This window comes from Arthrobacter sp. efr-133-TYG-120 (assembly GCF_030209785.1).
Taxonomy (GTDB): Bacteria; Actinomycetota; Actinomycetes; order Actinomycetales; family Micrococcaceae; genus Arthrobacter.
Genome location: NZ_JARVRI010000003.1, coordinates 106,927 through 132,222, shown reverse-complemented (window position 1 = coordinate 132,222; position 25,296 = coordinate 106,927). Strand labels below are relative to the sequence as shown.

At 61.8% G+C, this 25,296-nt stretch carries 25 protein-coding genes and 2 tRNA genes; 13 read left to right on the top strand and 14 right to left on the bottom strand.

What is annotated here, in order from left to right:
- Positions 1–54: 54 nt before the first annotated feature.
- The 6 genes from QRN51_RS03130 (at position 55) to QRN51_RS03105 (ending at position 5,432) form a co-directional block, all read left to right on the top strand.
- Positions 55–657, top strand: a complete 603-nt coding sequence (locus tag QRN51_RS03130) for a DNA-3-methyladenine glycosylase I (protein WP_284988570.1) — start codon at positions 55–57, stop codon at positions 655–657.
- A gap of 306 nt (positions 658–963) precedes the next feature.
- A complete protein-coding gene (locus QRN51_RS03125; RefSeq protein ID WP_059388880.1) occupies positions 964–1,326 on the top strand; it encodes an ArsR/SmtB family transcription factor in 363 nt (120 codons plus the stop codon).
- Positions 1,323–2,366 carry a cation diffusion facilitator family transporter gene (locus QRN51_RS03120; protein ID WP_284988569.1) on the top strand — a complete coding sequence of 348 codons (1,044 nt, stop codon included), beginning with the start codon at positions 1,323–1,325 and terminating at the stop codon, positions 2,364–2,366. Before QRN51_RS03125 ends, QRN51_RS03120 begins: the two co-directional genes overlap by 4 nt.
- Before the next feature lie 139 nt (positions 2,367–2,505).
- Complete coding sequence (locus QRN51_RS03115) at positions 2,506–3,861, top strand: FtsW/RodA/SpoVE family cell cycle protein (protein WP_284988568.1); 1,356 nt, start codon at positions 2,506–2,508, stop codon at positions 3,859–3,861.
- 721 nt (positions 3,862–4,582) lie between these two features.
- Positions 4,583–4,987: an ArsR/SmtB family transcription factor gene (locus QRN51_RS03110; RefSeq protein ID WP_059388877.1), complete on the top strand. Its 405-nt coding sequence runs from the start codon at positions 4,583–4,585 to the stop codon at positions 4,985–4,987.
- Complete coding sequence (locus tag QRN51_RS03105; protein WP_284988567.1) at positions 4,962–5,432, top strand: SRPBCC family protein; 471 nt, start codon at positions 4,962–4,964, stop codon at positions 5,430–5,432. The genes QRN51_RS03110 and QRN51_RS03105 overlap by 26 nt, the downstream gene beginning before the upstream one ends.
- A 13-nt stretch (positions 5,433–5,445) precedes the next feature.
- Here QRN51_RS03105 and QRN51_RS03100 read toward each other — a convergent pair whose 3' ends face one another.
- Positions 5,446–6,315: a rhomboid family intramembrane serine protease gene (locus QRN51_RS03100; RefSeq protein WP_059388875.1), complete on the bottom strand. Its 870-nt coding sequence runs from the start codon at positions 6,313–6,315 to the stop codon at positions 5,446–5,448.
- A 21-nt stretch (positions 6,316–6,336) separates the two neighbouring features.
- Positions 6,337–6,879: a peptidylprolyl isomerase gene (locus tag QRN51_RS03095; protein ID WP_059388874.1), complete on the bottom strand. Its 543-nt coding sequence runs from the start codon at positions 6,877–6,879 to the stop codon at positions 6,337–6,339.
- A gap of 153 nt (positions 6,880–7,032) precedes the next feature.
- On the opposite strand from QRN51_RS03095, the gene QRN51_RS03090 reads away from it, so the two are divergent.
- Positions 7,033–8,013 (top strand): hypothetical protein, encoded by a 981-nt coding sequence (locus QRN51_RS03090; RefSeq protein ID WP_284988566.1) that lies wholly within the window; start codon positions 7,033–7,035, stop codon positions 8,011–8,013.
- Positions 8,014–8,136: 123 nt separating this feature from the next.
- Positions 8,137–9,021, top strand: a complete 885-nt coding sequence (locus QRN51_RS03085) for a glycosyltransferase family 2 protein (RefSeq protein WP_284988565.1) — start codon at positions 8,137–8,139, stop codon at positions 9,019–9,021.
- 4 nt (positions 9,022–9,025) lie between these two features.
- On the opposite strand, the gene QRN51_RS03080 is transcribed toward QRN51_RS03085, so the two are convergent.
- The 12 genes from QRN51_RS03080 to dnaA all read right to left on the bottom strand — a co-directional run bounded on the left by QRN51_RS03080 (position 9,026) and on the right by dnaA (position 22,296).
- Complete coding sequence (locus QRN51_RS03080; RefSeq protein ID WP_284988564.1) at positions 9,026–9,934, bottom strand: DMT family transporter; 909 nt, start codon at positions 9,932–9,934, stop codon at positions 9,026–9,028.
- A gap of 66 nt (positions 9,935–10,000) precedes the next feature.
- Positions 10,001–10,076: transfer RNA gene (locus QRN51_RS03075), tRNA-Ala, on the bottom strand.
- 73 nt (positions 10,077–10,149) lie between these two features.
- Positions 10,150–10,266 carry a DLW-39 family protein gene (locus QRN51_RS03070; protein WP_216363197.1) on the bottom strand — a complete coding sequence of 39 codons (117 nt, stop codon included), beginning with the start codon at positions 10,264–10,266 and terminating at the stop codon, positions 10,150–10,152.
- A gap of 57 nt (positions 10,267–10,323) precedes the next feature.
- A tRNA-Ile gene (locus QRN51_RS03065) sits at positions 10,324–10,397 on the bottom strand.
- Between the two features lie 113 nt (positions 10,398–10,510).
- Positions 10,511–11,206 carry a DUF3566 domain-containing protein gene (locus QRN51_RS03060; protein WP_284988563.1) on the bottom strand — a complete coding sequence of 232 codons (696 nt, stop codon included), beginning with the start codon at positions 11,204–11,206 and terminating at the stop codon, positions 10,511–10,513.
- Entirely contained in the window at positions 11,203–13,938 is a 2,736-nt protein-coding gene (gene gyrA / locus QRN51_RS03055; protein WP_113990660.1) for a DNA gyrase subunit A, read from the bottom strand. The genes QRN51_RS03060 and gyrA overlap by 4 nt, the downstream gene beginning before the upstream one ends.
- 63 nt (positions 13,939–14,001) lie before the next feature.
- Positions 14,002–16,077, bottom strand: coding sequence for a DNA topoisomerase (ATP-hydrolyzing) subunit B (gene gyrB, locus QRN51_RS03050; protein ID WP_284988562.1), 2,076 nt, complete (start codon positions 16,075–16,077; stop codon positions 14,002–14,004).
- A gap of 397 nt (positions 16,078–16,474) precedes the next feature.
- The gene (locus tag QRN51_RS03045; protein ID WP_284988561.1) at positions 16,475–17,029 is read right to left on the bottom strand and encodes a DciA family protein; all 555 of its coding nucleotides are present in this window, start codon (positions 17,027–17,029) and stop codon (positions 16,475–16,477) included.
- The gene (gene recF, locus QRN51_RS03040; RefSeq protein WP_284988560.1) at positions 17,016–18,209 is read right to left on the bottom strand and encodes a DNA replication/repair protein RecF; all 1,194 of its coding nucleotides are present in this window, start codon (positions 18,207–18,209) and stop codon (positions 17,016–17,018) included. Before recF ends, QRN51_RS03045 begins: the two co-directional genes overlap by 14 nt.
- Before the next feature lie 23 nt (positions 18,210–18,232).
- Positions 18,233–19,117, bottom strand: coding sequence for a phosphogluconate dehydrogenase (NAD(+)-dependent, decarboxylating) (gnd, locus tag QRN51_RS03035; RefSeq protein WP_059388866.1), 885 nt, complete (start codon positions 19,115–19,117; stop codon positions 18,233–18,235).
- A 96-nt stretch (positions 19,118–19,213) separates the two neighbouring features.
- Complete coding sequence (gene dnaN, locus QRN51_RS03030; RefSeq protein WP_059388865.1) at positions 19,214–20,338, bottom strand: DNA polymerase III subunit beta; 1,125 nt, start codon at positions 20,336–20,338, stop codon at positions 19,214–19,216.
- Between the two features lie 536 nt (positions 20,339–20,874).
- Complete coding sequence (dnaA, locus tag QRN51_RS03025; protein WP_059388864.1) at positions 20,875–22,296, bottom strand: chromosomal replication initiator protein DnaA; 1,422 nt, start codon at positions 22,294–22,296, stop codon at positions 20,875–20,877.
- Positions 22,297–22,752: 456 nt separating this feature from the next.
- On the opposite strand from dnaA, the gene rpmH reads away from it, so the two are divergent.
- From rpmH to QRN51_RS03000, 5 genes are read left to right on the top strand one after another with little or no spacing between them, the layout of a single operon-like run.
- Positions 22,753–22,890, top strand: a complete 138-nt coding sequence (rpmH, locus tag QRN51_RS03020; protein WP_011776797.1) for a 50S ribosomal protein L34 — start codon at positions 22,753–22,755, stop codon at positions 22,888–22,890.
- A gap of 40 nt (positions 22,891–22,930) precedes the next feature.
- A complete protein-coding gene (gene rnpA / locus QRN51_RS03015) occupies positions 22,931–23,338 on the top strand; it encodes a ribonuclease P protein component (RefSeq protein ID WP_084784496.1) in 408 nt (135 codons plus the stop codon).
- Position 23,339: 1 nt separating this feature from the next.
- Positions 23,340–23,729 carry a membrane protein insertion efficiency factor YidD gene (yidD, locus tag QRN51_RS03010; protein ID WP_284988599.1) on the top strand — a complete coding sequence of 130 codons (390 nt, stop codon included), beginning with the start codon at positions 23,340–23,342 and terminating at the stop codon, positions 23,727–23,729.
- A gap of 17 nt (positions 23,730–23,746) precedes the next feature.
- On the top strand, positions 23,747–24,721 hold the full coding sequence (yidC, locus tag QRN51_RS03005) for a membrane protein insertase YidC (protein WP_059388863.1): 975 nt from the start codon (positions 23,747–23,749) through the stop codon (positions 24,719–24,721).
- A complete protein-coding gene (locus QRN51_RS03000; RefSeq protein WP_284988558.1) occupies positions 24,721–25,296 on the top strand; it encodes a Jag family protein in 576 nt (191 codons plus the stop codon). The genes yidC and QRN51_RS03000 overlap by 1 nt, the downstream gene beginning before the upstream one ends.

Here is a 25,296-nt window from a genome sequence, read left to right as displayed (position 1 = left end):
CCGGGGCACAATGGCAGCAACAGCTTCTGCCCGGCTTCCTGTGGAGGAACAGCTATGAACCCGCCCGAGAACGGCACCATCATTGGCGACGACGGCCTTGCGCGTCCGCCGTGGGCATCCGTTGACCCGCTCATGCGGGAGTACTACGACCACGAGTGGGGCATGCCTGTAAGGGACGAACGGGGCTTGTATGAGCGCATCAGCCTCGAGGGCTTCCAGGCGGGCCTGTCCTGGGCCACCATCTTGCGCAAGCGGGAGGCATTCCGGTCCGCTTTCCTGGACTTCCACCCTGAAAGCGTCGCGGCTTTCACGGAGGCGGACGTGGAGCGGTTGATGCAGGATTCGGGAATCGTCCGCAACCGCCTCAAGATCCGTGCGGCCATCACCAACGCCAAGGCGACGATCGCCTTGCGGAGCGAGGGCGGGTTGGTGGACTTCGTGTGGTCGTTCCAACCGAAGACGACGCCGGAACCGCGCACCTTTGCCGACGTCGCTACCCAATCGCCGGAATCGATTGCGCTGTCCAAGGCGCTGCGGAAGAAGGGCTTCGCGTTCGTGGGCCCCACCACCATGTACGCGCTGATGGAGGCGATCGGGATGATCGATACCCACCTTCTGGACAGCCATCGTCGGGGCAGCTCGGGAGTTTGGCTCTGATACCCACCCTCTTTCCACAGAAGTGCGTAACTTTATCCACAGCTGTGGACAATTCATGTGGACATCCATGTACATGAAGCCGTGATCCCCGACATTCAGGCGATAGCCGGGCACCCATGCCTTGGTTCCGTGGTTTTACCCAGTGTGCACAAGGCTGTGGATAGTGTCCGCGGGTTCACGGAGAGTTCACTCCCGAGGTATTGAGAACTTCATTCTGACCCCGCTCATCACGGACCCATCAGCTTCCGGTTCGATATCCCGGGTCCGCGATATCGGTTTAGTCGGGATGTGTGAAAGAATCTGCGTATGAATGCAGATAAGAGTGCTTGCTCGCTGGGGGTCGATAGCCAATACGTTGAATTGGCTGTGGAAGTATTCGCGATGCTGGCTGACGCCACGAGGGTCCGGATCGTCCTGGCGCTCCGGAACGGCGAAATGGCCGTCGGAGCTCTGGCGGAACTCCTAGGGAAGTCTCCGGCCGCAGTGTCGCAGCACCTTGCCAAAATGCGCTTGGCGAGAATGGTTTCCACGCGACAGGACGGAACCAGGGTCATGTACCGCCTCGAGAACGAGCATGCCCGCCAGCTAGTCGCGGATGCAATATTCCAGGCGGAGCACGCCTTGGGCGGTACCCCGGCACACCACCGCGCAGAACAGGAATCGGCATGAGCGGTCACCCGCAAATTGGTCATCACGAGCACCACGTGCACGACCACGACCACGACCACGACCACGACCACGACCACGACGGACACTCCCATACGCACCACAAGGGTCTCAAGGGGTGGCTGTATGAGCTCTTTGTCCCGCACACCCACGATTCCGCCGATTCAATCGATGATGCCCTCGAGTCGAGTACGCAGGGCGTCCGGGCACTGAAGATCAGCCTTTTCATACTCCTGGGCACCACGGTCCTGCAGTTTCTTGTGGTCCTCATCAGCGGCTCCGTCGCATTGCTGGCCGACACAATCCACAACTTCTCGGACGCGCTCACCGCAGTGCCATTGTGGATCGCGTTCATACTGGGACGTCGTGCGGCAACCCGTCGCTACACCTATGGATACGGGCGGGCGGAGGATCTTGCCGGGCTGTTCATTGTCGGCGTCGTAGCGCTTTCAGCAGTGGTCGCCGCATGGCAATCCATCGATCGCCTTTTCCATCCCCAACCCCTGCACAATCTGTGGTGGGTTCTTGCGGCCGGAATCATAGGCTTTGCGGGCAATGAAATTGTGGCCGTCTACAGGATCAGGGTCGGCCGGCAGATCGGGTCAGCTGCACTGGTTGCCGACGGCGTGCATGCGCGCATTGACGGATTCACCTCCCTCGCCGTGGTGCTTGGAGCCGGCGGCGTTCTGCTCGGTTTCCCTTTGGCGGACCCGATTGTCGGCCTGCTGATTTCGGCCGCCATCATCGTCCTGCTTTGGGGAACGGTTCGCAGCATCGGACGACGCCTGATGGACGGTATAGAACCCGAGGTGCTGGACAGCGCCCAGGCGGCGTTGGAAATGACACCCGGTGTATTCTCGGTGCCAAAACTGCAACTGCGTTGGGTCGGCCATCGCCTGCAGGGCGCCACGACAATCGTCGTCGCCGACGCGCCGCTGTCAGCGATTGAAGAAACTGTCGGCGAGGCCAGGCACCGGCTTGAACACGCGCTCCCCAAGCTCGACGACATGGTGATACAGGCCGTTACGGACGCTTGCCGCTGATCGACCGGATCCAGTTCCCAACCGCTCCCCAGCCGCTGCGGTTATGATGGCCCACTGAACCTTATGTTGAGCCACTGACCCGATCTTGAGCCAACGAACCGGACCCGCCGGCCGCCGGAGTCCACGAAAGAAGATGCCCATGAGCCAGCAAGCGATTCTGGCGAAGCCTCGCCGAAACGTGGAGATGGTGCTGCTGGTGTTGGCACTTGGCGTCGGCATTGGGGCCCTTGCAATGACCAGTGTCGACAAGAAGGAAGCCCTCGACGTTGGATTCTGGCTTCAGGCCGGTACCTTGACGGCGCTGGCGGGGATCTTCCACGTCGTCCTGCGGTTCAAGGCAAGGTATGCGGATCCCGTGATCCTCCCGATTGTGGTGGCTTTGAACGGCCTCGGCATCGCCATGATCCGACGCTTGGATGCCTCAAACGGTACGACTGCCGGGGCTAATCAGCTCACTTGGACGATCGTTTCGGTCCTGGTCGCGGCCGCCGTTTTGTGGCTATTGAAGGACCACCGGCTTTTGCGCCGCTACACCTTCATTGCACTTGCGGTCAGCGCCGCCCTCCTTATCCTTCCCCTCGTGCCCGGCATTTCGGCCGGCGACATCAACGGCGCGAATGTCTGGATACGCCTCGGTTCACTGCAGTTCCAGCCCGGCGAGATCGTGAAGATTACGCTGGCCGTCTTCTTCGCGGGCTACTTGTCCTCCAACCGGGACTTGATCCTGCTGGCCGGCAGGAAATTCGGGCGCCTGCAGTTCCCCAGGATCAAGGACACCGGGCCCATGATCACCGCGTGGGCCGCGAGCGTGGGCGTACTGGTTTTCCAGCACGACCTCGGCATGTCCATACTGCTGTTCGGCCTATTTATCGTGATGATCTACGTTGCCACAAGCCGGGCCAGCTGGCTGGTCCTCGGCGTCGTGCTCATGCTTTTGGGCGGATACGCCGCGGCAAAGATTTTTTCCCATGTCGGCTTGCGCATTGACGCGTGGATCAACGCTTTCGACCCCCAGGTCTTCACCCGATTCCCCGGAGGCAGCGCCCAGATTGTCCAGGGCCTCTTCGGGATGGCCGACGGCGGCCTGATCGGCAAGGGCCTCGGGCTCGGGAGCCCTGACCTGGTGCCTTTCGCGAACAGCGACATGATCATCGCTTCCCTTGGTGAAGAACTCGGCCTGATCGGGCTGTTCGCGATCGTTCTCCTCTATTTGCTCCTTTTCACGAGAGGGTTCCGGGCCGCCCTGGGCATCCGGGATGCTTTCGGGAAGCTCCTTGCCTGCGGGCTGGCCTTCTCCATGGCCCTTCAGTGCTTCATCATTATCGGCGGCGTCACCCGCCTTATTCCCCTCACGGGGCTCACGACGCCGTTCCTCTCCGCTGGCGGGTCCTCCCTCCTCGCCAACTGGATCATCGTCGCCCTGCTGTTGCGGATCAGCGACGCTGCGCGCAGGCCCCAAACAGTTGCGTCCCAGACCGAACACGTTCCGGTCTGACACCCTTACGGACACCGGTCAGCTACCACGTGGCGTGCGGCCCAGCTAGTCCCACCGCCACCCTCGCCTCGCAAGGCCCCGCGGCCAGGGAACCCTCCCGGCGTGGGCCCTCGCAGTTGTTGTCGTTTTGGAGCCTCATAACGACAACAACTCCGAGCTAGTTGGGTTAGCCGCGCGCCGGCACCTTAAGTCGAAGTTACGCACTTAACAACAGGCAGCTACCCACAAGTTATCCACAGTTGGGGAAAAACCGTGCCTGCATAGTGGAAAACTCCCGGAACGGCGGGCCTCAAGGGGCAGCAAAGACAACGAACTACAGCGATGTGAGTTATTAACAATGTTGATAACTCTGTTGATACCGCGCTCTTTTGGCTGCGAACACTGAGGTTGTCCACACACCCCCGGATAACCCACTTCTTATCCACATACCCACAGGCGTGTGGGCAAAAGTTATCCACAGGTGTGGACGTTAATCGCAAGAGAAAAGCGCAGCCCCTGCCATCTCGCCCTACAGTGTCCATTCACCATCGAACTACAAGCTTGTAAGTTACGCACACTGTGGATAAGGCCTGTGGAAAACATATCCAAAAGTATTGACGGACCTGAAAGCGCAGTCCTAAGCTGGCGGTATTCAATGAACTAGTTGATAAACCATCTGCTTGAGTACGGCGGAGGACCCCGAAATCCGCGATCCTCAGGCCCGACCCACCAGGGGAGAAGCATGCCGGGCACGATTGCTGCAGCGGTGCTGGACCCGGAAGACCAGCTCAACAGGGCGTTCATGGCCCTCGCCGATCCTGTCCGCCGCAAGATACTCGCGCGGTTGGCCTTGGGCGATGCCACCGTCAACGAGATCGCCCAGCCCTTCACCGTCACCCTCCAAGCCATCTCCAAGCACCTTCAAGTGCTCGAGGGCGCGGGCCTCATCACAAGGAGCAGGGAAGCGCAGCGCCGTCCCTGCCATTTGAACACCACAGCGCTGGGTCCCTTGGCTGAGTGGATCGAGAACTACCGTCTTCAGGCCGAGGAACGTTTCGCCCGGCTGGACGAACTATTGGCCAGCACAACCGACAAAGACAGTCCCGAAAAGGAGAAGAACAATGAGCACCAACACAACAACCATTGACGTCGCCGCGGGCACGCCGTTCATCGATACGAGCCGCGACTTCGACGCCGCACCCTCGCGCGTGTTCCAGGCTTTCACGGACCCCGAACTCGTCGTCAAATGGCTGGGTCCGCGTCGCCTGGAAATGCGCCTGGAGTCATACGACGCGCGCACGGGCGGCAGCTACCGCTACACGCATGTGGACGAACAAGGCAACGAGTTCGGTTTCCGCGGGGTCTTCCACGAGGTCCAGGAGCCATTGCGGATCATCCAGACCTTTGAGTTCGACGGCGCCCCGGGGCAAGTCACGCTGGATACCACCAGGTTTGAAGACCTCGGAGGCCGCACGCGCGTAGTGCAGCACTCCGTGTTTCCTTCGGTGGAAGCTCGGGACATGGCAGTAGCCAGCGGCATGGATGCGGGCATCAAAGAGTCGATGGACCGCTTGGAGGAACTCCTGGGGTAAAGCCAGGGCGCTGTTAGCCCGCTGTGGCCCGAAGGACGGTAGCGAGGACCAGAATCCCGGCCACCAGGGCCATGCCTGCGGTCTGCAACAGCGCCTGGCGGGGTCCACGCGGAGCAAAGGCAATCACGGCGGCGCACAGGCCACCCGTGATCAGGCCGCCCAAATGGGCCTGCCAGGCAATGCCGGGGACAACGAAGCCAATCACGCCGTTGATGGCAATGAGGATCCACAGCTGCCGGGTGTCTCCGCCGCGCCGGCTTTGAACTACCAACAGTGCGCCAAAGAGGCCGAAGATGGCGCCGGACGCACCTTCCACTCCAGTGGGAGGCAAAACAGGTGTCAGAAGTAGGAAACCGACAGAGCCGCCAATGGCGGACAACAGGTAGACGGCCAGGAAGCGGATGCGCCCCAAGACCGGCTCCAGCACCTGGCCGAAAATCCAGAGCATGTACATGTTGAGCACGATGTGCAGGACAAAGCCCTGGGAATGGACAAAAGCGCTGGTCAGCATCCGCCAGGGTTCGAAGGCCCCGTATTGCGGAGCGGCGTAGACGGACGCAAAAGCGAGTTGATTCTCCACGACACCGCCGGGAATCAACCATTGCAGCACGTACACCAGGGCACACAGCCCGATAAGTATGTACGTCGCCAAAGGACGTCCTGTCGCAATGGCGCCGCCATAGGCGGAACGCACTGCCGGCGTCGAACGCTTCATTTCATTGACGCAGTCAATGCATTGGAACCCGACGGCGGCCGCCCGCTGGCACTCGGGGCATGCGGGACGCCCGCAACGCTGGCACCGCACATAGGAGGGCCTGTCCGGGTGCCTGGGGCACACCGGAATGTCTGCTGACGGCTCTGCCGCCGGGATTCCGTAACTCATATGCTGTTCAGGCTCCGGGGATCAGAGCTGGACAATGTCGATGCTGTTGATGACGACGTCTTCGACGGGGCGATCGCCCATGCCGGTGCGGACAGCCTCGATGGCGTCTACAACTTTCTTGGACTCTTCGTCTGCAACCTCACCGAAGATGGAGTGCTTGCCGAAAAGCCAGTCGGTGTTGACCGTGGTGATGAAGAACTGGGAGCCGTTGGTGCCCTTGCCCATCTGGATGCCGGCGTTGGCCATGGCCAGCTTGTAAGGGGCGTTGAAGTTGAGTTCCGGGTGGATCTCGTCGTCGAACTTGTAGCCCGGACCGCCGATACCGCGACCGAGGGGATCGCCGCCCTGGATCATGAAGTCTTTGATGATGCGGTGGAAAATCGTGCCGTTGTACAGCGGGGTACCAGTCTTGTCTTCACCGGTCTCCGGGTGCGTCCAGGACTTTTCGCCGGTGGCCAGGCCAACGAAGTTGGCTACCGTCTTGGGCGCGTGGTTGCCGAAGAGGTCAACCACGATGTCACCGAGGCTCGTGTGGAAAGTTGCTTTTGCGGTTGCGATGGTCATATCGCCATTGTTTCACGCAGGGTCAACGCCGGGGCGGCCAGGAGGGCGGTTCCGCGCTCGGTGAAATCTTCCATGAATCCGCTGGATGAATAGCCGGTGCCGAACAAGCGACGTAGGCTAACAACAAACGAGCATGTTGATCGGGAGGTAGTTGTGAAGAAATCGGACCGGATTGCCCGCGAACTTGAACACACCGTTGTGAATGGTGTCGAAAATGCCAAGGACTGGGCGACACCGCGCGTCGAAGCAGCTGTGAACTGGGCTGTTCCCCGCATCCAGCACGGAATCGACACCGCGTCGCCGAAGCTCCAGGAAGGCCTGAAATCGGCTGCCTACAACCTCGCCGACGGCGTTGCAACCGTCACGCCGAAGCTCCAGGAAGGCCTGGCGAACCTCGCGCCGAAGATCCACGACGTCGTCGAGGACGCCTCACCCAAGATCCAGGAAGCCCTTAACAAAGCCACCCCGGCGCTCAGCCACGCGCGGGACAAAGTTGTTGAGGAGTACTTGCCCAAGCTTTCGGAGCAGCTCGGGCAAGCCTCCGTGGTTGTGCACCAGGCCCTCGAGAATGCACCCGCGCAGGTGGACGCAGTCGCCCAGAAACTGGTGGACTCGGGAGTGGTTCACAATCTGCAGGAGCAAGCACAAGCCACAGGGGCCCAGCTGAAAGCCGCGGCCGAGGAAGCGTCCAAAACAGTCTCGAAAGAACTGGCCAAGACCCGGAAGCCCAAAAAGCGCGGTCTCCTGATCTTCACGGTCATTGCAGCAGCTGCCGCGGCCGGCGTCGCCGCATGGAAGGCCAGCCGTCCGGTGGAGGACCCGTGGAAGACCCCGGCCCCGGTAACGCCGTCGCCGGTGCCCGCCGCGGCAGCAGCCGAGAAGGTCGCTGACAAGGCGAACGAGGCCGCCACCAAGGTAGCTGACACTATTGACGACGTGAAACTCAACGTTGCTGATAAAGCCGAAGCCGTAGCCGAGAAGGCAAAGCACGCAGTCGAGGACGCTACGGACACTGCAGCAAAAGTGGCAACCGACGCCAAGACCGCGGTAAAGAACATCGCCGCCAGCCTCCACAAGGACGAAGCGGCCAAGGACCAGCCGGCCACAGACGAAGCCGGCAAGCACGAGGCCTAGGCAAATAGCCATATTCGCTCCACGTTGAAGGGATCCCGGTTCGCCGGGGTCCCTTCAATTGTTTGGCCACTTGTCACCGGAGGCTTCCTCACGTGACACCGCCCTGATGTTAGATTTATGGGGATGCCAGCCGATAGATCTTTCGTAGATGCAGCCACCAATGCAGCCGTCGCCCCCGTGAAGCCGAGCGTTTCAATCATCATCCCGGCGTACAACGAGGAAAGCGTCATACGGCAATGCCTGATCGCGGCCATCTACCAGTCAGTACCTGCGGACGAGATCATCGTCGTTGACAACAAGTCCACGGACCGCACCACCCAGATCGTCACGCAGATGCAGCAGGAATACCCGGAAAGCCCCATCATGCTGCTGAGCCAGTACAAAGCGCAGGGACTCATCCCCACCCGCAACTTTGGCCTCAATCGAGCCACGTCGGACATCCTCGGCCGGATCGATGCCGACTCCGTCGTTGAACCCGACTGGGTTGAGCAGGTCCAAAAGGCCTTCGCGGATCCCTCGGTGCAGGCGGCCACGGGTCCGGTGGTCTACTACGACATGCCGATGCGTCGATTCGGACTCAAGGCCGACGACAAAATGCGCCAGCTCATGCTTCGGCTTGCGAAGCACCAGTACCACTTCCTTTTTGGATCCAACATGGCGCTTCGCCGCTCCGCATGGGAAACCATCCGGGACGAAACCTGCCTGGATGAAAGGGACGAGATGCACGAGGACATCGATCTCTCCCTGCACCTTGCCGACCACGATCTCAGGGTGCAGTACTGGCCGCAGATGGTCTCTGGCATGTCTGCCCGCCGGCTCGAAGATTCACCGCGCGACTACCGCTATTACGTGACCCGCTTCGACCGCACCTACAAGGCACACAACGTCAAGAAGATGGCCTTGAAGGCCCCCATGGTGGTTTTCTTCTCGGTCTACTTCCCGGCCAAGCTTCTGCGGGCCATCCACACGGCCAATGCCGGCCAAGGCGTCCGCCGAGGCGGCCTCTAGCCACTCAGTCAGTGCCGAGTTCGGCGATCTTGCCCTCGGCGTCGCCCTTGCCGCTCCGCTGGCCGGCGACGACGACGGCGAGTCCAACCAGGATCAAGGCGAGTCCCGCATAGGTACCGGCCGGCAGGGTCTCGTGCAAGAAGACGGCAGCGAGAATGGCTGCGCCCGGAATCTCCAGCAGGATGATCATGGACACCAGGAGCGGGCTCATGGTCGCCAGGAGATGGTTGAAGGCGGTGTGGCCCACCAGTTGTGCACACACGGTGATGGCCACGATCCCCAGCCAGCCGCCGGCGTCGAACCCTACAAGCGGCTGGCCGCCCGTGATGGCGAGCACAGCGACGATGGCCGCACAGATCCCGTAGCAAAGCGTCGTATATGTTCCAATGCCCATGCTCTGGCGGGCTTTGCCTCCGGCCAAGGTATATAGGCCGGCCAGGGCGCCTCCGGCGAGGGCCAGGATGTCACCAAGAAAGGCTTTCGGGGAGGATCCCATATCGAAGCCCGTGATGGCGGCTACGCCGCCCAGCGCGATACCCAGGCCCACGAGGACCGGCCAGCGGTGCTTTGTGCCGCGGAGGAGCTGGAAAACGGCGATCCAGGCGGACTGCAGGCACACCAGGGCGGTAGCGGCCGCGACAGAGGTGAGTTGGAGCGCGGTGATGAAGCACGCGAAGTGGAAGGCCAGTGCCACTGCTGCAACAGCGGACCAGGTGAACTCGTTCCGGGTGATCTTGCGGAACTGGCGCGGCTCGCGGATCAGGACCGGCGAGGCCATGACGACCGCGGCGATCGCGTTGCGCCAAAAGGCGATAGCGAGTGCCGTGACGGAAGTAGCTCCAAGCGTTCCGGCGATGAGGGGTCCGGATGACGCGACGCCGAGCACACCCAAAGCAGCAACAATGAAGTTCACATTTCAACCTTAGTGGGGCGGTTAACGCAAAGAGTCCCGGTCACTTCTGACCGGGACTCTTTCCTATGGTGGAGGCACGGGGACTCGAACCCCGAACCCCCTGCTTGCAAAGCAGGTGCGCTACCAATTGCGCCATGCCCCCATAAGAAGCAACCCGTCCATACTACCCTAGTTCCTTCGATGGTTTTCGCCATCTCCAGGCGGGGCGCCTTTCGCTAGTCAACCGTGTCGGTTGCCTTGCTCCAGACTGTCTTCTGGGCTTCGGATTCCTGCACTTTTTTGTAGAGCAGGACGCCTGCGATCGCAGCTGCAACTACGAGCAACTTCTTCACATGCACCCCGTTCCGGTTCAGTTTCCTGAACCTTTAACAAAACCTGTGCAGGTTCCGTGGGCGTACCAGGACTTGAACCTGGGACCTCTTCGTTATCAGCGAAGCGCTCTAACCGCCTGAGCTATACGCCCCGATACCTCTTCGGGCCGAGACATGACTTTACAGCACATCCCGGCCCGATCTCAAATCGAGGTATTTTCACCACTGTTTTCCAGCAGTTTCCCCCAATTTCCGACCGACTGGGTCAGTCGTCGGTGAGGGTCACGCCAATGCCGCCCACGAGTGTTGCGGCAATGTTATAAAGCACGGCGCTCAGCATGGACAACGCAGTCAGTAGAACAACATTCACCACGGCAATGATGGTTGCGAAGGAGGCAACCTGGCCGAGGGATGCGACCTTCTTGAGTTCGAAGCCGCCGCTTTCCGAGCCCGCCAGGGTGCCGAGAAGGCTGTCCACCTGGTTGAAAATGCCGGTGAGGTCCAGAACGGTCCAAAGCACGATTGCGGCAATCACAGTCACAATGCCCAAGGCAACGGACAACAGGAATGCCATCTTCAGGACAGACCACGGATCAACCTTGCTGACGAGCAGGCGCGCGCGGCGAACCTTCGCCTTAGGTGCCGGCTTCACGAGTCCGGGGGCCCCGGCGGCGGGCCGCTGCTGGCCCTGCACGGGGCGCTGGCCGGGCGCGGCAGGACGCTGACCCGCCGGGCGCTGGGTTCCCGCGGGACGCTGGCCAGGAACGGCGGGACGCTGACCGGGAACCGCCGGGCGCTGGCCTGGGACCCTTTCCGCGCCAGTTCCTGCCGCACCCGAGGCGGATGCCGCAGGGCGCTGCTGGGGACGGGCCGGTGCGTCTACCCGTGGAGTAGCCGACGGCTGCCGCAATCCTCCAGGGACACCCGTGCGTGGCTTGGGATATGAGTCCGAATTGCTCACTCGTTACCTCCGGTATTGTCTTCGTTCAGCTCGACGCCGGACCCATTACCGGATCCTGCGGCCGATCCCGATTCGGCCGTCGCGGTCGCCTGATCGGCGCCGCCGTTTGCAGCCAACGTTACGTCATCGTCCGCCTCGGGCGTTCCTCCGGCGGGATTTTCGACGCTATTGACGCTTGAGGCGTCGTCGGTGCCCTCGCCCTGATCGTCGTCGGAGTCCTCGAGGCCGCGTTCGCTGTTGCGGGCCACCTCGATGATGCGGTCGTTCTTGTCAGGCTTCGCGAAGATGACGCCCATCGTGTCACGGCCCTTGGCAGGCACACCGGCCACGGCGGAGCGGACAATCTTTCCACCCTCCATGACCACCAGGACTTCGTCTTCTTCGTTGACGATCAACGCACCAACAAGGTCGCCTCGCTCTTCCTGAAGCTTGGCCACCTTGATGCCCAGGCCGCCACGTCCCTGGAGCCGGTACTCCTCGACGGCGGTGCGCTTGGCGTACCCGCCTTCGGTCACCACGAACACGAACGAACCGTCCTGGACCACGTCGGCCGCGAGGAGTTCGTCGTCTTCGCGGAACTTCATGCCGGTCACACCCGAGGTGGCGCGACCCATGGGGCGCAATGCCTCGTCGGTGGCCGTGAAGCGGATCGACTGGCCCTTGCGGGATACCAGGAGGAGATCGTCCGTTTCGGACACAAGCTGCGCCGAGACAAGCTCGTCCTCATCCCGAAGGTTGATGGCGATGACGCCGGCCGTGCGGTTGGTGTCGTAGTCTTCCAGGCGCGTCTTCTTCACAAGGCCGTTCTTGGTGGCGAGCACCAGGTACGGGGCTTGCTCGTAGTCGCGCAAGTCGAGGACCTGGGCGATGTGCTCGTCCGGCTGGAAGGCCAACAGGTTTGCCACGTGCTGTCCCTTGGCGTCGCGGCCGGCCTCGGCAAGCTCGTATGCCTTGGCCCGGTACACGCGGCCTAGGTTGGTGAAGAACAGCAACCAGTGGTGCGTCGTTGTGACGAAGAAGTGCTCCACGACGTCGTCGCCGCGAAGCTGAGCACCCTTGACCCCCTTGCCGCCCCGCTGCTGCGAACGATAGTTGTCGCTGCGCGTGCGCTTGACGTATCCGCCGCGGGTGATGGTGACCACCACTTCTTCCTCGGGGATGAGGTCTTCCATGGACATGTCGCCGTCGAAGCCCATGAGGATGTGGGTCCGGCGGTCATCACCGTGCTTCGCCACGATCTCGGCCAGTTCCTGGCTGATGATGTCGCGTTGGCGCTGTTCGGAGGCCAGGATCGAGTTGAATTCCGTGATCATGGCTTCAAGCTCGGCGTGCCTGTCCTGGATCTTCTGCCGTTCCAATGCGGCGAGCCGGCGGAGCTGCATGTCGAGGATGGCGCGGGCCTGGAGCTCGTCGATCTCCAGCAGACCCATCAGGCCGTCGCGGGCAGCCTCCGTGGTGTTGGAGGCCCGGATGAGTGCAATGACCTCATCCAGCATGTCCAGCGCCTTGAGCAGGGCGCGCAGGATGTGCGCCTCTTCCTCGGCCTTGCGCAGGCGGTAGCGGGTCCGGCGGACAATGACGCTCATCTGGTGGGCCACCCAGTGCCGGATGAAGGCGTCCAGGCTCAGCGTGCGGGGTACGCCGTCGACAATTGCCAGCATGTTGGCGCCGAAATTGTCCTGAAGCTGGGTGTGCTTGTAGAGGTTGTTGAGCACAACCTTCGCCACGGCGTCGCGCTTGAGCACGATTACGAGCCGCTGGCCTGTGCGGCCGGACGTCTCGTCGCGGAGGTCCGCGATGCCCTGGATCTTGCCGTCCTTGACCAGTTCGGCGATCTTGATGGCCAGGTTGTCCGGGTTTGCCTGGTACGGAAGTTCGGTGACCACGAGGCATGTGCGGCCCTGGAGTTCCTCGACGTTTACCACCGCGCGCATGGTGATGGAGCCGCGGCCAGTCCGGTACGCGTCCTCGATGCCCTTGTGACCGAGGATAGTGGCGCCGGTCGGGAAGTCCGGGCCCTTGATGCGTACAAGCAACGCCTCGAGCAGCTCTTCGCGGCTGGCTGTCGGGTTGGCCAGGTACCACTGCACGCCATCGGCAACTTCGCGGAGGTTGTGCGGCGGGATGTTAGTGGCCATGCCGACGGCGATGCCGGAGGAACCGTTGACCAGCAGGTTCGGGAAACGCGCCGGCAGGATGGTGGGTTCCTGGTTCTTGCCGTCGTAGTTGTCCTGGAAGTCGACGGTTTCTTCGTCGATGTCGCGCACCATCTCCATGGCCAGCTGGGCCATCTTGGTTTCGGTGTAACGCGGAGCCGCGGCGCCGTCGTTGCCCGGGGAGCCGAAGTTACCCTGCCCAAGAGCGAGCGGATAGCGCATCGTCCAGTCCTGGATGAGGCGGACCAAGGCATCGTAGATCGCGGTGTCACCGTGCGGGTGGTATTGGCCCATGACCTCGCCCACCACGCGGGCGCATTTGTTGAACGAGCGGTCCGGGCGGTAACCGCCGTCGAACATCGCGTAGAGCACTCGGCGGTGGACAGGCTTCAGGCCGTCGCGGACGTCCGGAAGCGCACGGCCAACGATCACGGCCATGGCATAGTCCAGGTAGGAACGCTGCATTTCCGTCTGCAGGTCCACCTGGTCCACGCGGTCAGTCAGCACGTCGCCCTCAAGTACGGGTTCCGGAATGCCGGCCGACTCGGCGGGAACCTCAGGTGTTTCTTCACTCATGGTTTATGATTTCCGTTTCAGGTATATGTCAGTACTGGAATATTCCTAGGGCTTTTGAAGTCTCTAGATATCCAGGAACCTGACGTCCTTGGCGTTCTGCTGAATGAAGTTCCGGCGCGACTCCACGTCCTCGCCCATCAGCACGGAGAAGGTCTGGTCCGCCGCCAAGGCATCGTCCATGGTGACTTGCAGGAGCGTGCGGTGGTCCGGGTCCATGGTGGTGTCCCAGAGTTCGGTGTAGTCCATTTCGCCGAGGCCCTTGTAGCGCTGGATGCCGTTGTCCTTCGGGATCCGGCGGCCGGCGGCCTGGCCGGAGACCAGCTTGGCGTCTCGTTCACGGTCGCTGTAGACGTAGTCGTGAGGGGCGTTCGACCATTTGATGCGGTACAGCGGCGGCTGGGCCAGATAGACATAGCCGTTCTCGATCAGCGGACGCATGTAGCGGAACAGCAACGTCATCAGCAGCGTCGTGATGTGCTGGCCGTCCACGTCGGCATCGGCCATCAGGACGATCTTGTGGTACCGCAGCTTGGAGATGTCGAAGTCCTCGCCGATGCCCGTGCCGAAGGCCGTGATCATGGACTGGACTTCATTGTTGCCGAGCGCCTTGTCCAGGCGGGCGCGCTCGACGTTCAGGATCTTTCCGCGCAACGGCAGGATGGCCTGGGTCTCGGGGTTGCGTCCGCGCTTGGCCGAACCGCCGGCGGAGTCACCCTCCACGAGGTAGACCTCGCAGCGCGCGGGATCCTTTGAGGAGCAGTCGGACAGCTTGCCCGGCATACCGAAGGATTCCAACGGGCTCTTGCGACGTGCGTTGTCGCGGGCTTTGCGGGCGGCCATGCGGGCCTGTGCCGCCTGGACAGCTTTGCGGATGACGTCTCGCGCCGGGCCCGGGTTTCGTTCCAGCCAGTCGCCAAGCTGGTCGGTGACCACCCGTTGGACGAAGCCCTTGACCTCCGAGTTGCCCAGTTTGGTCTTGGTCTGGCCCTCGAACTGCGGTTCCGACAATTTCACGGAGATGACGGCTGTGAGGCCCTCCCTGATGTCGTCACCGGTCAGGTTGTCGTCCTTTTCCTTGATGATGGTCTTTTCGCGCGCGTAGCGGTTGATGAGTGAGGTCATCGCGGCACGGAAACCTTCTTCGTGGGTGCCGCCCTCGTGGGTGTTGATGGTGTTGGCGTACGTGTGGACGCTCTCGGAATAGGCCGTGGTCCACTGCATCGCGACCTCGACGGCGATGTGCCGCTCAGTGTCCTCGGTTTCGAAGGCGATGACGTCCTCGTGGACGACGTCGACCTTCTTGTTCGAGTTGAGATGCTTCACGTAGTCGAGCAGGCCGTCGTCGTATTGATAAACGACCGTGCGGTGTTCGGCCGCCACTTCGCCTTCAGTCGCCACTGCGTCAAGATCCAGGTCGTCGTCGCCTACTCCTGCGACGGGACGCTCGTCCGTGAGGGTGATGCGCAGGCCCTTGTTGAGGAAGGCCATCTGCTGGAACCGGGCGCGGAGGGTTTCGAAATCGAAATCGGTGCTCTCGAAGATGGTGCCGTCCGGGTAGAACGTCTGGGACGTTCCGGTCTGGTCCGTTGCTTCGCCCTGGACGAGTCCACCCTGCGGCTTGCCGCCGTCGGCGAAGCTCATCCGCCAAACGTGGCCCTGGCGACGCACCTCGGTGTCTACCCTGCGCGAAAGCGCATTGACGACGGAAATACCGACGCCGTGAAGGCCACCGGATACGGCATAGCCGCTGCCGCCGAACTTGCCGCCCGCGTGCAGGATGGTCATGACAACTTCGACGGTTGGCTTCTTCTCCGTGGGGTGCATGTCCACCGGGATGCCGCGGCCATCGTCCACGACCTTCACGCCGCCATCGGCCTGCAGAGTCACCTCGATGTGGCTGCAGTACCCGGCAAGGGCCTCGTCCACCGAGTTGTCCACCACTTCGTACACCAAGTGGTGGAGGCCGCGCGGGCCTGTGGATCCGATGTACATACCCGGGCGCTTACGCACCGCTTCGAGACCTTCAAGAACGGTAATGTCGCTCGCACCGTACTCCTTGGACCCCGAGGGTGTGTCAGGCTTATGGGCGTTCTCCTTCGCGGGATCTACTGCCAAGGTCTCTGCATTGTCGTTAGCCACAGGCGCTTTCGACTCCTCCGTGTTCGATGGTCGCCGGCCGTCACCGCACCAAGGAAGCACGTCCGTCAGGACACACCACAGGGATACGGCAGCCGCCAACAGGGACGTCACTGCTAACGCCGGCTACTTCGTCAATGGCGGATCCGCTTATACAAGTGCTGTTCAGCAGAGCCAATCAACGTTCACCGGCGCCCAGTTGTCTATGCCGATTCTATCGTGACTGGGCGCAGTTCCTTGCAAAACCCGGCCCTTATGCTCAGGAAAGTAGCTCTGGGAGGCCGCTGGCCCCATCTGCAAGCCGCCAAAAGAGCACCCTCTAGGGAGCTGTACGGTCCGGGGAGGTTTCTCGCCCCTGTGCGCCGTTCAAGCAAATGCGCCGATACGGGTGCCGGGGAAGTTACCCGTAGGTATCCCGAGGGCCCCGCCCATTGACGCTTCGGCCGCCCTTCCGCCAACTCGGTGCAGTGGGGGCGAGCACCTGAATGGAGGTCACCACTCCGTCTCCGAGTTCCTTTCGGAACATGTCCAGGAGGCTGGTACTCAGGAGCCTGAGCTGCGTTGCCCACGCCGTGGAATCGCAGCGGACATGGAGCGTGGTGTCGGTGAAGCTCTCCGGAGTGCAATGCGCGGAGATCTCCGGTCCTACCAAGGCATCCCATTCGGCCATCACGGAACCGACGGCCACGGGAGACGTCCAGCCGCGTTCAGCCACGAGCCTCCCGACGACTTTCCCCAAGCCAAGCGGATCCCGGCCGCTACCGTGGAATTGGCTGAATCCACGGGTGTCGCGGACGCCCTTGCGTTTGGGAGCGGCGCCCGTCCGCGGGGCAGCGCGGCGGATTTCGCCACGCGCTGCGGCCGCTTCGCGCATCCGGTTCAACGCTGATTGGGCAGCGTCGATCTCGTCAGGGTCCCTGTCCGGCTGGCGTCCGCCGGGGCTATCCTTCTCCATCAATGCCTCCGGGCACAACCTTCACGCGCCGCCCCGCCAGTTCCTCGGGAATGTCGGCGTCGACGGCGGCCGTCACCAGAACCTGTTCGGCACCGGCCACTATTGCAGCCAGTTTACGCCTGCGCTGCACGTCCAGTTCAGCGAACACATCGTCGAGGATGAGGATCGGAGCAGAACCGCCGGTTCGGGTGTCATCGAGCATGACGTAGTAGGAGGCCAAGCGCAGGGAGAGGCACATGGACCATGTTTCGCCATGGGAGGCATAGCCCTTGGCCGGGGCTTGGCCCAGAACCAGCTCGAGTTCGTCGCGGTGGGGTCCGACCAGGGAGATTCCGCGCTCCAACTCCTTCCGGCGCGAGGCAGCGAAAGCCTGGACATAGCGCTCGGTGAGTTGTTCCACGGACAATGTGCGGAGGTCCTCAACCCCTTCCGAACCTTCCGCGAGACCCTCGGCGGGACCGCCGTCGTCGTCCAACACGCCCTGGATGGTAGATCGATAGACCGCGCCCGCTTCCTTCGATCCGTCGGTCAGCTGGGCGTATGCGCTCTTGAGGTGGGGTCGAAGCAGTTCCACGAGTTCCAGCCGTGCATGCAGGAGCTCGGCACCGGCCCGCGCCATGTGCTGGTCCCACACATCGAGCGTTGCTTCGTGGCCTGAGGTGAATTTCCCGGTGCGGGCAGATTTCAACAAAGCGTTGCGCTGTTTGAGCACGCGGTCGTAGTCGCTGCGGGTGGCCGCGTGCACCGGCATGAGGCTGACCAGCAGTTCGTCCATGAAGCGCCTGCGGTTGGACGGATCACCCTTGACCAAGGCAAGGTCTTCCGGGGCGAAAAGCACCGTCTGGCAAATGCCCAGGATGTCGCGGGCGCGCACAGGATTTCCGCGGTTGATCCGGCCGCGGTTGGCACGGCCGGCGTTGATCTCGAGTTCGACCACGGTCGATTGTTCACCGCGAACAAGCTTCGCCCGGATCAAGGCGCGCTCCGTGCCGAAGCGCAGGAGGGGCGCATCCGTACTCACGCGGTGCGAACTCAAGGTGGCCAGGTATCCGATGGCCTCCATGAGGTTCGTCTTGCCGATGCCGTTGGACCCCACCAGGACCGTCACACCGGGACCGAGCTTGAGGTCAACCTGCGCGTAGCTGCGGAAATCGGTCAGCGAAAGATGTTCGAGGTACACGCGTACTGCTGGTGGGCCGGGGCCTAGTTGGCCGGACGGGTGGCGTGGCCGCCGAATTGGTTGCGCAGCGCAGACACCATCTTCATGGCCGGGGAGTTGTCTTCACGCGAGGAGAAACGGGCGAAGAGCGCAGCGGTGATTGCCGGCGCAGGGATCGCGTTGGCAATGGCTTCTTCAACGGTCCAGCGGCCTTCACCGGAGTCCTCGACGTAGTCTCCGATGGAGGCCAGTCCCGGATCTTCGTCCAAGGCTTTGACCATGAGGTCCAGTAGCCAAGAACGGACAACGGTGCCTTTTTGCCACGCACGGAAGGTGCCGGGAAGGTCTTTGATGATGTCCTTGGCGGCGAGCAGTTCGTAGCCCTCGGCGTAGGCCTGCATCAGGCCGTATTCGATCCCGTTGTGGACCATCTTGGCGTAGTGGCCTGCTCCAACGCCGCCGACGTGGACGAAGCTGTCGGCACGATCGCCTTCGGGACGGAGTGCGTCGAACACCGGCATGGCGAGTTCGATGTCTTCATCCGCGCCGCCTGCCATGAGTCCGTAGCCGTTCTGCAAGCCCCAGACCCCTCCTGAAACACCGCAATCGGCGAAGCGGATGTCCTTGGAGGCCAGGAAAGTGGCGTGTTTTTGGTCTTCAGTAAAGCGCGAGTTGCCGCCGTCGATCACCATGTCCCCGGCGGAAAGCTTCTCGCCGAGTTCGCTGATCACGGCATCGGTGATCTCGCCGGAGGGAACCATGACCCAGACCAGGCGCGGCGCCGGAAGGGCAGCGATCAGTTCGTCAACGGACGCGACGTCGGCGATGTCCTGATTGCGGTCGAAGCCAGTGACCTCGATTCCGCCCTTCCGCATGCGTTCGCGCATGTTGAAACCCATTTTTCCAAGGCCGATCAGTCCGATGTGCACGGGGTGAACTCTTTCCTGCGTTGGTGGTTTTGGTCTTGACCCGACTGACTCGCATTTGTTGTCGTTTTGGGCGCCCAGAACGACAACTAATGTGAGCTAGTTGGGGAGGCGGACAGGCATCACGAGGTAGCGGTAGTCGCCTTTGTCATCGCCGTCGGCGTCAACCTGGGCGGTGATCATGGCCGGCTTCGGTGCCGTGGTGAAGGAGAAGCGCACGAACTTGGTCTCGATCACGCTCAGGCCTTCCACCAGGTAGTGCGGGTTGAACGCTACCGTGATGTCTTCGCCGCTGAGCTGGGCTTCCAGTTCCTCGGAGGCCTGCGCATCTTCGCCGGTACCGGCGTCCAGACTCAGCTGGCCCTGCGTGAACGCCAGGCGAACCGGGGTGTTCCGTTCGGCCACCAAGGACACGCGGCGAACGGCTTCAACGAGTTCCTGCGTTTGGACCGTTGCGTGGATCGGCGTGGAATCCGGGAACAAGGACCGGATCTTGGGGTAGTCGCCGTCAACGAGCAATGAAGTGGTGGTGCGCCCACCGCTTTCGAAGCCAATCAGGCGGCTGTCGTCGTCGGCGAGGGCGAGATGGATGTCGCCGCTGCCGCCGAGAGTCTTGGCTACCTCGTTGAGGGTCTTGGATTTCACCAAGGCACTCGTGGAAATTCCCGGGGTGACGGGCTTCCACGGTACTTCCCTCATGGCGAGGCGGTACCGGTCCGTGGCGAGGAGGGTGATCATGTCATCCTCGATCTCCATCCGGACACCGGTGAGGATCGGCAGGGTGTCATCCCTGCTGGCGGCGATGATGACCTGCGAAACGGCCTGGGCGAAGGCGTCGCCGGGCAGGGTTCCGCTGATGGCGGGAAGCGCCGGAAGCGGCGGATATTCGGATTCCGGCATCGTGGCGAGATGGAAGCTGCTTCGGCGGCATGTGAGGGTGACCTTGCTGCCATCGGTTTCGATGTCGACGGGAGCCGAGGGCAGGCTGCGGCAGATATCGGCCAGGAGCCGTCCGGAAACCAGGATGGTTCCTTCGGTGGTGATGTCAGCTGGAATCTCGAGACGGGCGGAGGTCTCGTAATCGAAGCTCGAGAGGCTCACTGTTCCGGCTTCCGCCTTGAGCAGGAGACCTGAGAGTACCGGGACGGGCGGCCGCGGAGACAAGGACCGGGCTGTCCATGTGACGGCTTCTGCCAGGACATCCCGCTCGACTCTGAACTTCACGGAAGGGTGCCGCCTTTCATTGCTGCTGCCAGTGTTCCACCGGAAACTCCCCCAGGAGCCCCGAAAACCAGCGCCCGGAACCCGAACGCTGCATGGTCCGCACTGAGCGAACTACAAAGCAGCGCCAAGGATGGACGCGATGCAGACAGCTTAGCCGGAACTTCGGGCATTAACCCATCCCCGGCCTGCTGGCTTGTGGTTCGAAGCAGCCACGGGCTGCGTCGGTGGGTGGGCGGAAGGAGATTGTTATTTGAGGGAATTCATTTTTTTGGGATTAGTAGTGTTAATAACCCCTGTGGAAACTGTGGATAACCGTCCCTGGACCCGCAGTTCCGCGGTTAAGGCCTGTTCACGATATGTGGGTGACAGGGGTTTTAAACAGGGTGTGGACGTGGATAACCCCCAGGGCCGTTTTTAACGATCCACAGACGGCTTAAGGGTTTTAAGCCCATTAACCGCGCTTGTCCCCTTAAGTATCCACAGGCTTATCCACATGCGCCTGTTAATAAGGTATGTAGTACCTCGAGCGAGCCGGCTCAGGAATCGCGTTGCTGCTGCTTGATGCGGTTGGTCAGCTCAGTCACCTGGTTGTAGATCACACGGCGCTCGGCCATCAGTTCGCGAATCTTGCGATCTGCGTGGATCACTGTGGTGTGGTCGCGGCCGCCAAGCTCCTGGCCGATCTTCGGCAGGGACATGTCGGTGAGCTCGCGGCACAAGTACATGGCGATCTGCCGTGCGGTCACCAAGGTGCGCGTCCGGGACTTGCTGCAAAGCTCTTCCATGCTGAGCTTGAAGTACTCGGCCGTCTGCTTCAGGATCTGGTCGGCCGTGATCTCCTGGGCGCCGTCGTCGGTGATCAGGTCCTTCAGCACCATTTCGGCGAGGGCCACATCCACGGGCTGGCGGTTGAGGCTGGCGAAGGCAGTGACGCGGATCAGCGCGCCTTCGAGCTCGCGGATGTTGCTGGAGATCTTGGAAGCGATGTACTCCAAGGCGTCGTCAGGTGCGGACAGTCCCTCGCTCTGGGCCTTCTTGCGGAGGATCGCAATACGGGTTTCGAGTTCCGGCGGCTGGATATCGGTCAGCAGGCCCCACTCGAAGCGGGACTTCATGCGGTCCTCGAAGCCGGCAAGCTGCTTGGGCGGGAGGTCCGAGGTGATGACCACTTGCTTGTTGTTGTTGTGCAGTGCGTTGAAGGTGTGGAAGAACTCTTCGAGCGTCCGGTCCTTGCCAGCCAGGAACTGGATGTCATCGATCAGGAGCACGTCGACGTTGCGGTACGTGGTCTTGAAGCTGGCGCCTTCGTCGTCCCGGATGGAGTTGATGAAGTCGTTGGTGAACTCTTCGGAATTCACGTAGCGCACCCGGATGCCGCTGTAGAGCCGGCGGGCGTAGTGGCCGATCGCGTGCAGCAAGTGCGTCTTGCCGAGTCCGGAGTCACCGTAGATGAAAAGCGGGTTGTAGGCCTTTGCCGGTGCTTCCGCGACCGCGACGGCGGCAGCATGGGCGAAGCGGTTGGAAGAGCCTATGACGAAGGTGTCAAAGACGTACTTCGGGTTCAGCCGGCCGAATTCGTGCGAAGTACTCGGCGGGGTGGGCTGTGGCTTGGATTCCACGGCCAGGTCGTTCACGGAGGAGAGTTCGACGGCGGGGGCCGGCTCTTCGTGGATGGGCACTAGATCCGTGTCGACGTCGATCGCGCACCGGATGTCGTCGGAAAAGACGCTGCGGAGGGCGTCATCGAGGGCGTCCTTGACTTGCGTCTGGAGAACCTCGCGGGTCAACTCGTTGGGTACGGCCACCAGGAGCGTGGAGCCGATCAGGCCCTGTGCCTGGGCAAGGATAACGAAACCACGCTGCCGGGGTGTGACGCGATCGTCTTGTTCCAGCAGGCTCAGCACCCGCCGCCAGGAACTTCCGACCGTGTTGGCGTGGTTGGCTTCGTCTACCGTCATCAATTGGTTCCCTCGAGTGCTTGCTTGCCTGGATTGCGGCAGCCGAAGGTCCAAACCATGAGTGGATTCCGAACCGAATCCACAGGGTTATGCACAGTCCGTGGATAATCGGCTACTGAGACACTCTAGGGGATGGAAACTCCAGAAGATAGCTGGGAAGAGGCTTGTGGATAATTACACCGTTGTGGTTCTGAAACGGGGTCTGTGACCGGCTTCATCCACAGGCTGGGGGTGTACTTAGCCACAGCTGGGGATAGCGGGCACCGAGGTTCCCAGTTTGACCTTGGGGGTCTTTTTGCCCTAACGTTGTGAAGTCCTATGTGTCCGCTTTTTGACCACCCGCACTTCCGGTAAATCCGGCGTTGGGCGGCGGCGGATACTCAATAAACTTAGCGTCGGCCAGTTCTTCCCCTTTTGATCGGGTGGGCGCACCTTTGATCCACTGGAGTAACTAACGTGAGCAAGCGGACTTTTCAGCCGAATAACCGCCGTCGGGCCAAGAAGCATGGCTTCCGCCTTCGTATGCGCACCCGTGCCGGCCGCGCCATCCTGGCCGCCCGTCGTGGCAAGGGCCGCGTCGAACTGTCGGCCTAAATAACTGACTCGTCGGTCAGCCTTCCAAGCGAGTCAATAGGTGCTAGCCACCCGTAACCGTCTGCGGACTTCTACCGACTTTTCAACAACTGTACGTTCCGGCGTCCGCAATGGACGCCGGAACTTAGTGTTATATACGGCACCTATCGGTGCCGGAGAACCGAGCCGCATCGGCTTCATCGTTTCCAAAGCTGTCGGGAACGCTGTGACCAGGAACCTCGTTAAGAGGAGACTGAGAGAAGCAGGTGCTTTGTCCTTGAAAAGGCATGGCACGGGTCTTGCTGTTGTGGTCCGGGCGTTGCCGGCGGCTGCGACGGCGAGCTGGGACCAGCTGTTGACGGATTACAACGCCGCCTTGGCGGCAACCACGAAACGGCTCGGCGGATCCTCTCCGCGGGTTGTTTCGCCCACCCAGGGCACCACAACGGAAGGGACACCGCGTGCATGAGCTGAGCTCCGCCGTCGTCCGCTTCTTTAGAGTCGCTCCGAGGATCCTCGGAACATTTCTGTGGGAGCTGCCGCGCAACGTCCTCATCATCTTGTTGAAGACGTACCGCAAGATCATCTCTCCCTTATACGGCCAGGTATGCCGGTTCTTCCCATCCTGCTCGGCATATGCCCTCGAAGCGGTGACGGTACATGGTGCCGTCAAGGGAAGTTGGCTCGCAATGCGGCGCCTTGCGCGGTGCCACCCCTGGAACGCCGGCGGCGTGGACCACGTCCCCGCCGGACATCGTCACTGGCCCGAAGGCCAGACGCCCACAATTGTTGTACTGAACAACCCGGACCAGTTCCTGGCTGTGTGGTCTGATGAAGACGGTCGCCGCACAGCGGCCTGAGGAAATAGGGAAAACGTATGGACATCTTTGGAACAATTCTGGCCCCGTTCAAGTGGCTAGTGTCCGCGATCATGCTGGGGTTCCACGACGGGCTGAGTTTCATCGGCCTGCCGCCGGAAAACGGCTGGACCTGGACACTGTCCATCATCGGCCTGGTGCTGGTGATCCGTGCCGCCCTGATCCCTGTCTTCGTCAAGCAAATCAAGGCACAGCGCGGTATGCAGCTGCTTCAGCCCGATCTGAAGAAGATGCAGGCGAAGTACAAGGGGAAGACGGACCAGCTCTCCCGCCAGGCGATGGCGCAGGAACAGATGGCGCTGTACAAGAAGCACGGCACCAACCCGTTCTCCGCTTGTCTGCCCATGCTGATCCAGATGCCGTTCTTCTTCGCGCTGTTCCAGGTGCTTTCCGGTATTACCCAGGCCCGCCAGGCCGGCCAGGGTATTGGAGCCTTGAGCCATGAGCAGGTGGTGCAGTTCGACGAATCCAGCATCTTCGGCGCTCCCCTGTCCGCGTCCCTGCTTCACGGCGGCCCTGCGGGTACCGACCAGACGGTTGTGTGGATACTCTCCATCGTGATGATCCTGGCCATGACGGCGTCGCAGTTCATCACGCAGAAGCAGATCATGGCCAAGAACATGTCCGAAGAGGCCATGGCCAGCCCGTTCATGCGCCAGCAGAAGATGATGCTATACATCCTGCCGCTCGTCTTCGGCGTCGGTGGCATCAACTTCCCGATCGGTGTGCTCATCTACTGGACCACTACCAACCTGTGGACCATGGGCCAGCAGTTCTTTGTCATCCGCCGCATGCCGACGCCGGGATCCCCCGCAGCCAAGGCACTCGCTGAGCGTCGCGCCGCCAAGGGCCTGCCGTCCATCCCGCTCCTGGGCGGCAAGAAGGACGCAGACGTCGCTGCCGAGGTGGCCGCCGTCGAGGTCAAGGCACAGCAGCGCATCCAGCCACAACGTAAGAACAGGAAGAAGAAGTAATGTCTGTTGAAAGCACCGAAGAGGCAACGGCCGCTGCCGCCGAGGAATTGGCAGAAGCCACAGAAGAAACTTCCGAAGAGGGCGCTGTTGCCGGTAAGGGCACTTCCGTGAGCCGCCTCGAGGAAGAGGGCGACGTCGCCGCAGACTACCTTGAGGAACTTCTCGACATTGCCGACATCGACGGCGACATCGACATTGAGATCCGCAATGGCCGCACCTACATCTCGATCGCAGCCGAAGACGACTCCGAGGGCCTTGAGAGCCTGGTAGGACGCGACGGTGAAGTGCTCGAAGCCCTTCAGGAACTCGCGCGCTTGTCCGTGCTGTCCGCGACCGAAAACCGCTCCCGCCTGGTGCTCGACATCAATGGCTACCGCAAGGAGCGCGCCGGCGATCTGCAGCAGATTGCCGAAGACGCCGTGGCGAAGGTCAAGGAAACCGGCGCCCCTGTGGCACTCGAACCCATGAGCGCCTACGAACGCAAGATTGTGCACGACGCTGTTGCGGACCTCGGTTTCGTCTCCGAGTCCGAGGGCGAAGGCGCCGGCCGCCACATCGTGGTTTCGGCCGACTAA

Coding starts and splice junctions, on each gene's coding strand:
- QRN51_RS03085 (WP_284988565.1), top strand. CDS start 8,137: ATGCCAGCCGATAGATCTTTCGTAGATGCAGCCACCAATGCAGCCGTC.
- QRN51_RS03045 (WP_284988561.1), bottom strand. CDS start 17,029: ATGGAGAAGGATAGCCCCGGCGGACGCCAGCCGGACAGGGACCCTGAC.
- QRN51_RS03115 (WP_284988568.1), top strand. CDS start 2,506: ATGAGCCAGCAAGCGATTCTGGCGAAGCCTCGCCGAAACGTGGAGATG.
- QRN51_RS03100 (WP_059388875.1), bottom strand. CDS start 6,315: ATGAGTTACGGAATCCCGGCGGCAGAGCCGTCAGCAGACATTCCGGTG.
- QRN51_RS03110 (WP_059388877.1), top strand. CDS start 4,583: ATGCCGGGCACGATTGCTGCAGCGGTGCTGGACCCGGAAGACCAGCTC.
- QRN51_RS03120 (WP_284988569.1), top strand. CDS start 1,323: ATGAGCGGTCACCCGCAAATTGGTCATCACGAGCACCACGTGCACGAC.
- yidC (WP_059388863.1), top strand. CDS start 23,747: ATGGACATCTTTGGAACAATTCTGGCCCCGTTCAAGTGGCTAGTGTCC.
- QRN51_RS03105 (WP_284988567.1), top strand. CDS start 4,962: ATGAGCACCAACACAACAACCATTGACGTCGCCGCGGGCACGCCGTTC.
- QRN51_RS03130 (WP_284988570.1), top strand. CDS start 55: ATGAACCCGCCCGAGAACGGCACCATCATTGGCGACGACGGCCTTGCG.
- QRN51_RS03125 (WP_059388880.1), top strand. CDS start 964: ATGAATGCAGATAAGAGTGCTTGCTCGCTGGGGGTCGATAGCCAATAC.
- QRN51_RS03000 (WP_284988558.1), top strand. CDS start 24,721: ATGTCTGTTGAAAGCACCGAAGAGGCAACGGCCGCTGCCGCCGAGGAA.
- gyrA (WP_113990660.1), bottom strand. CDS start 13,938: ATGAGTGAAGAAACACCTGAGGTTCCCGCCGAGTCGGCCGGCATTCCG.
- dnaA (WP_059388864.1), bottom strand. CDS start 22,296: ATGACGGTAGACGAAGCCAACCACGCCAACACGGTCGGAAGTTCCTGG.
- QRN51_RS03095 (WP_059388874.1), bottom strand. CDS start 6,879: ATGACCATCGCAACCGCAAAAGCAACTTTCCACACGAGCCTCGGTGAC.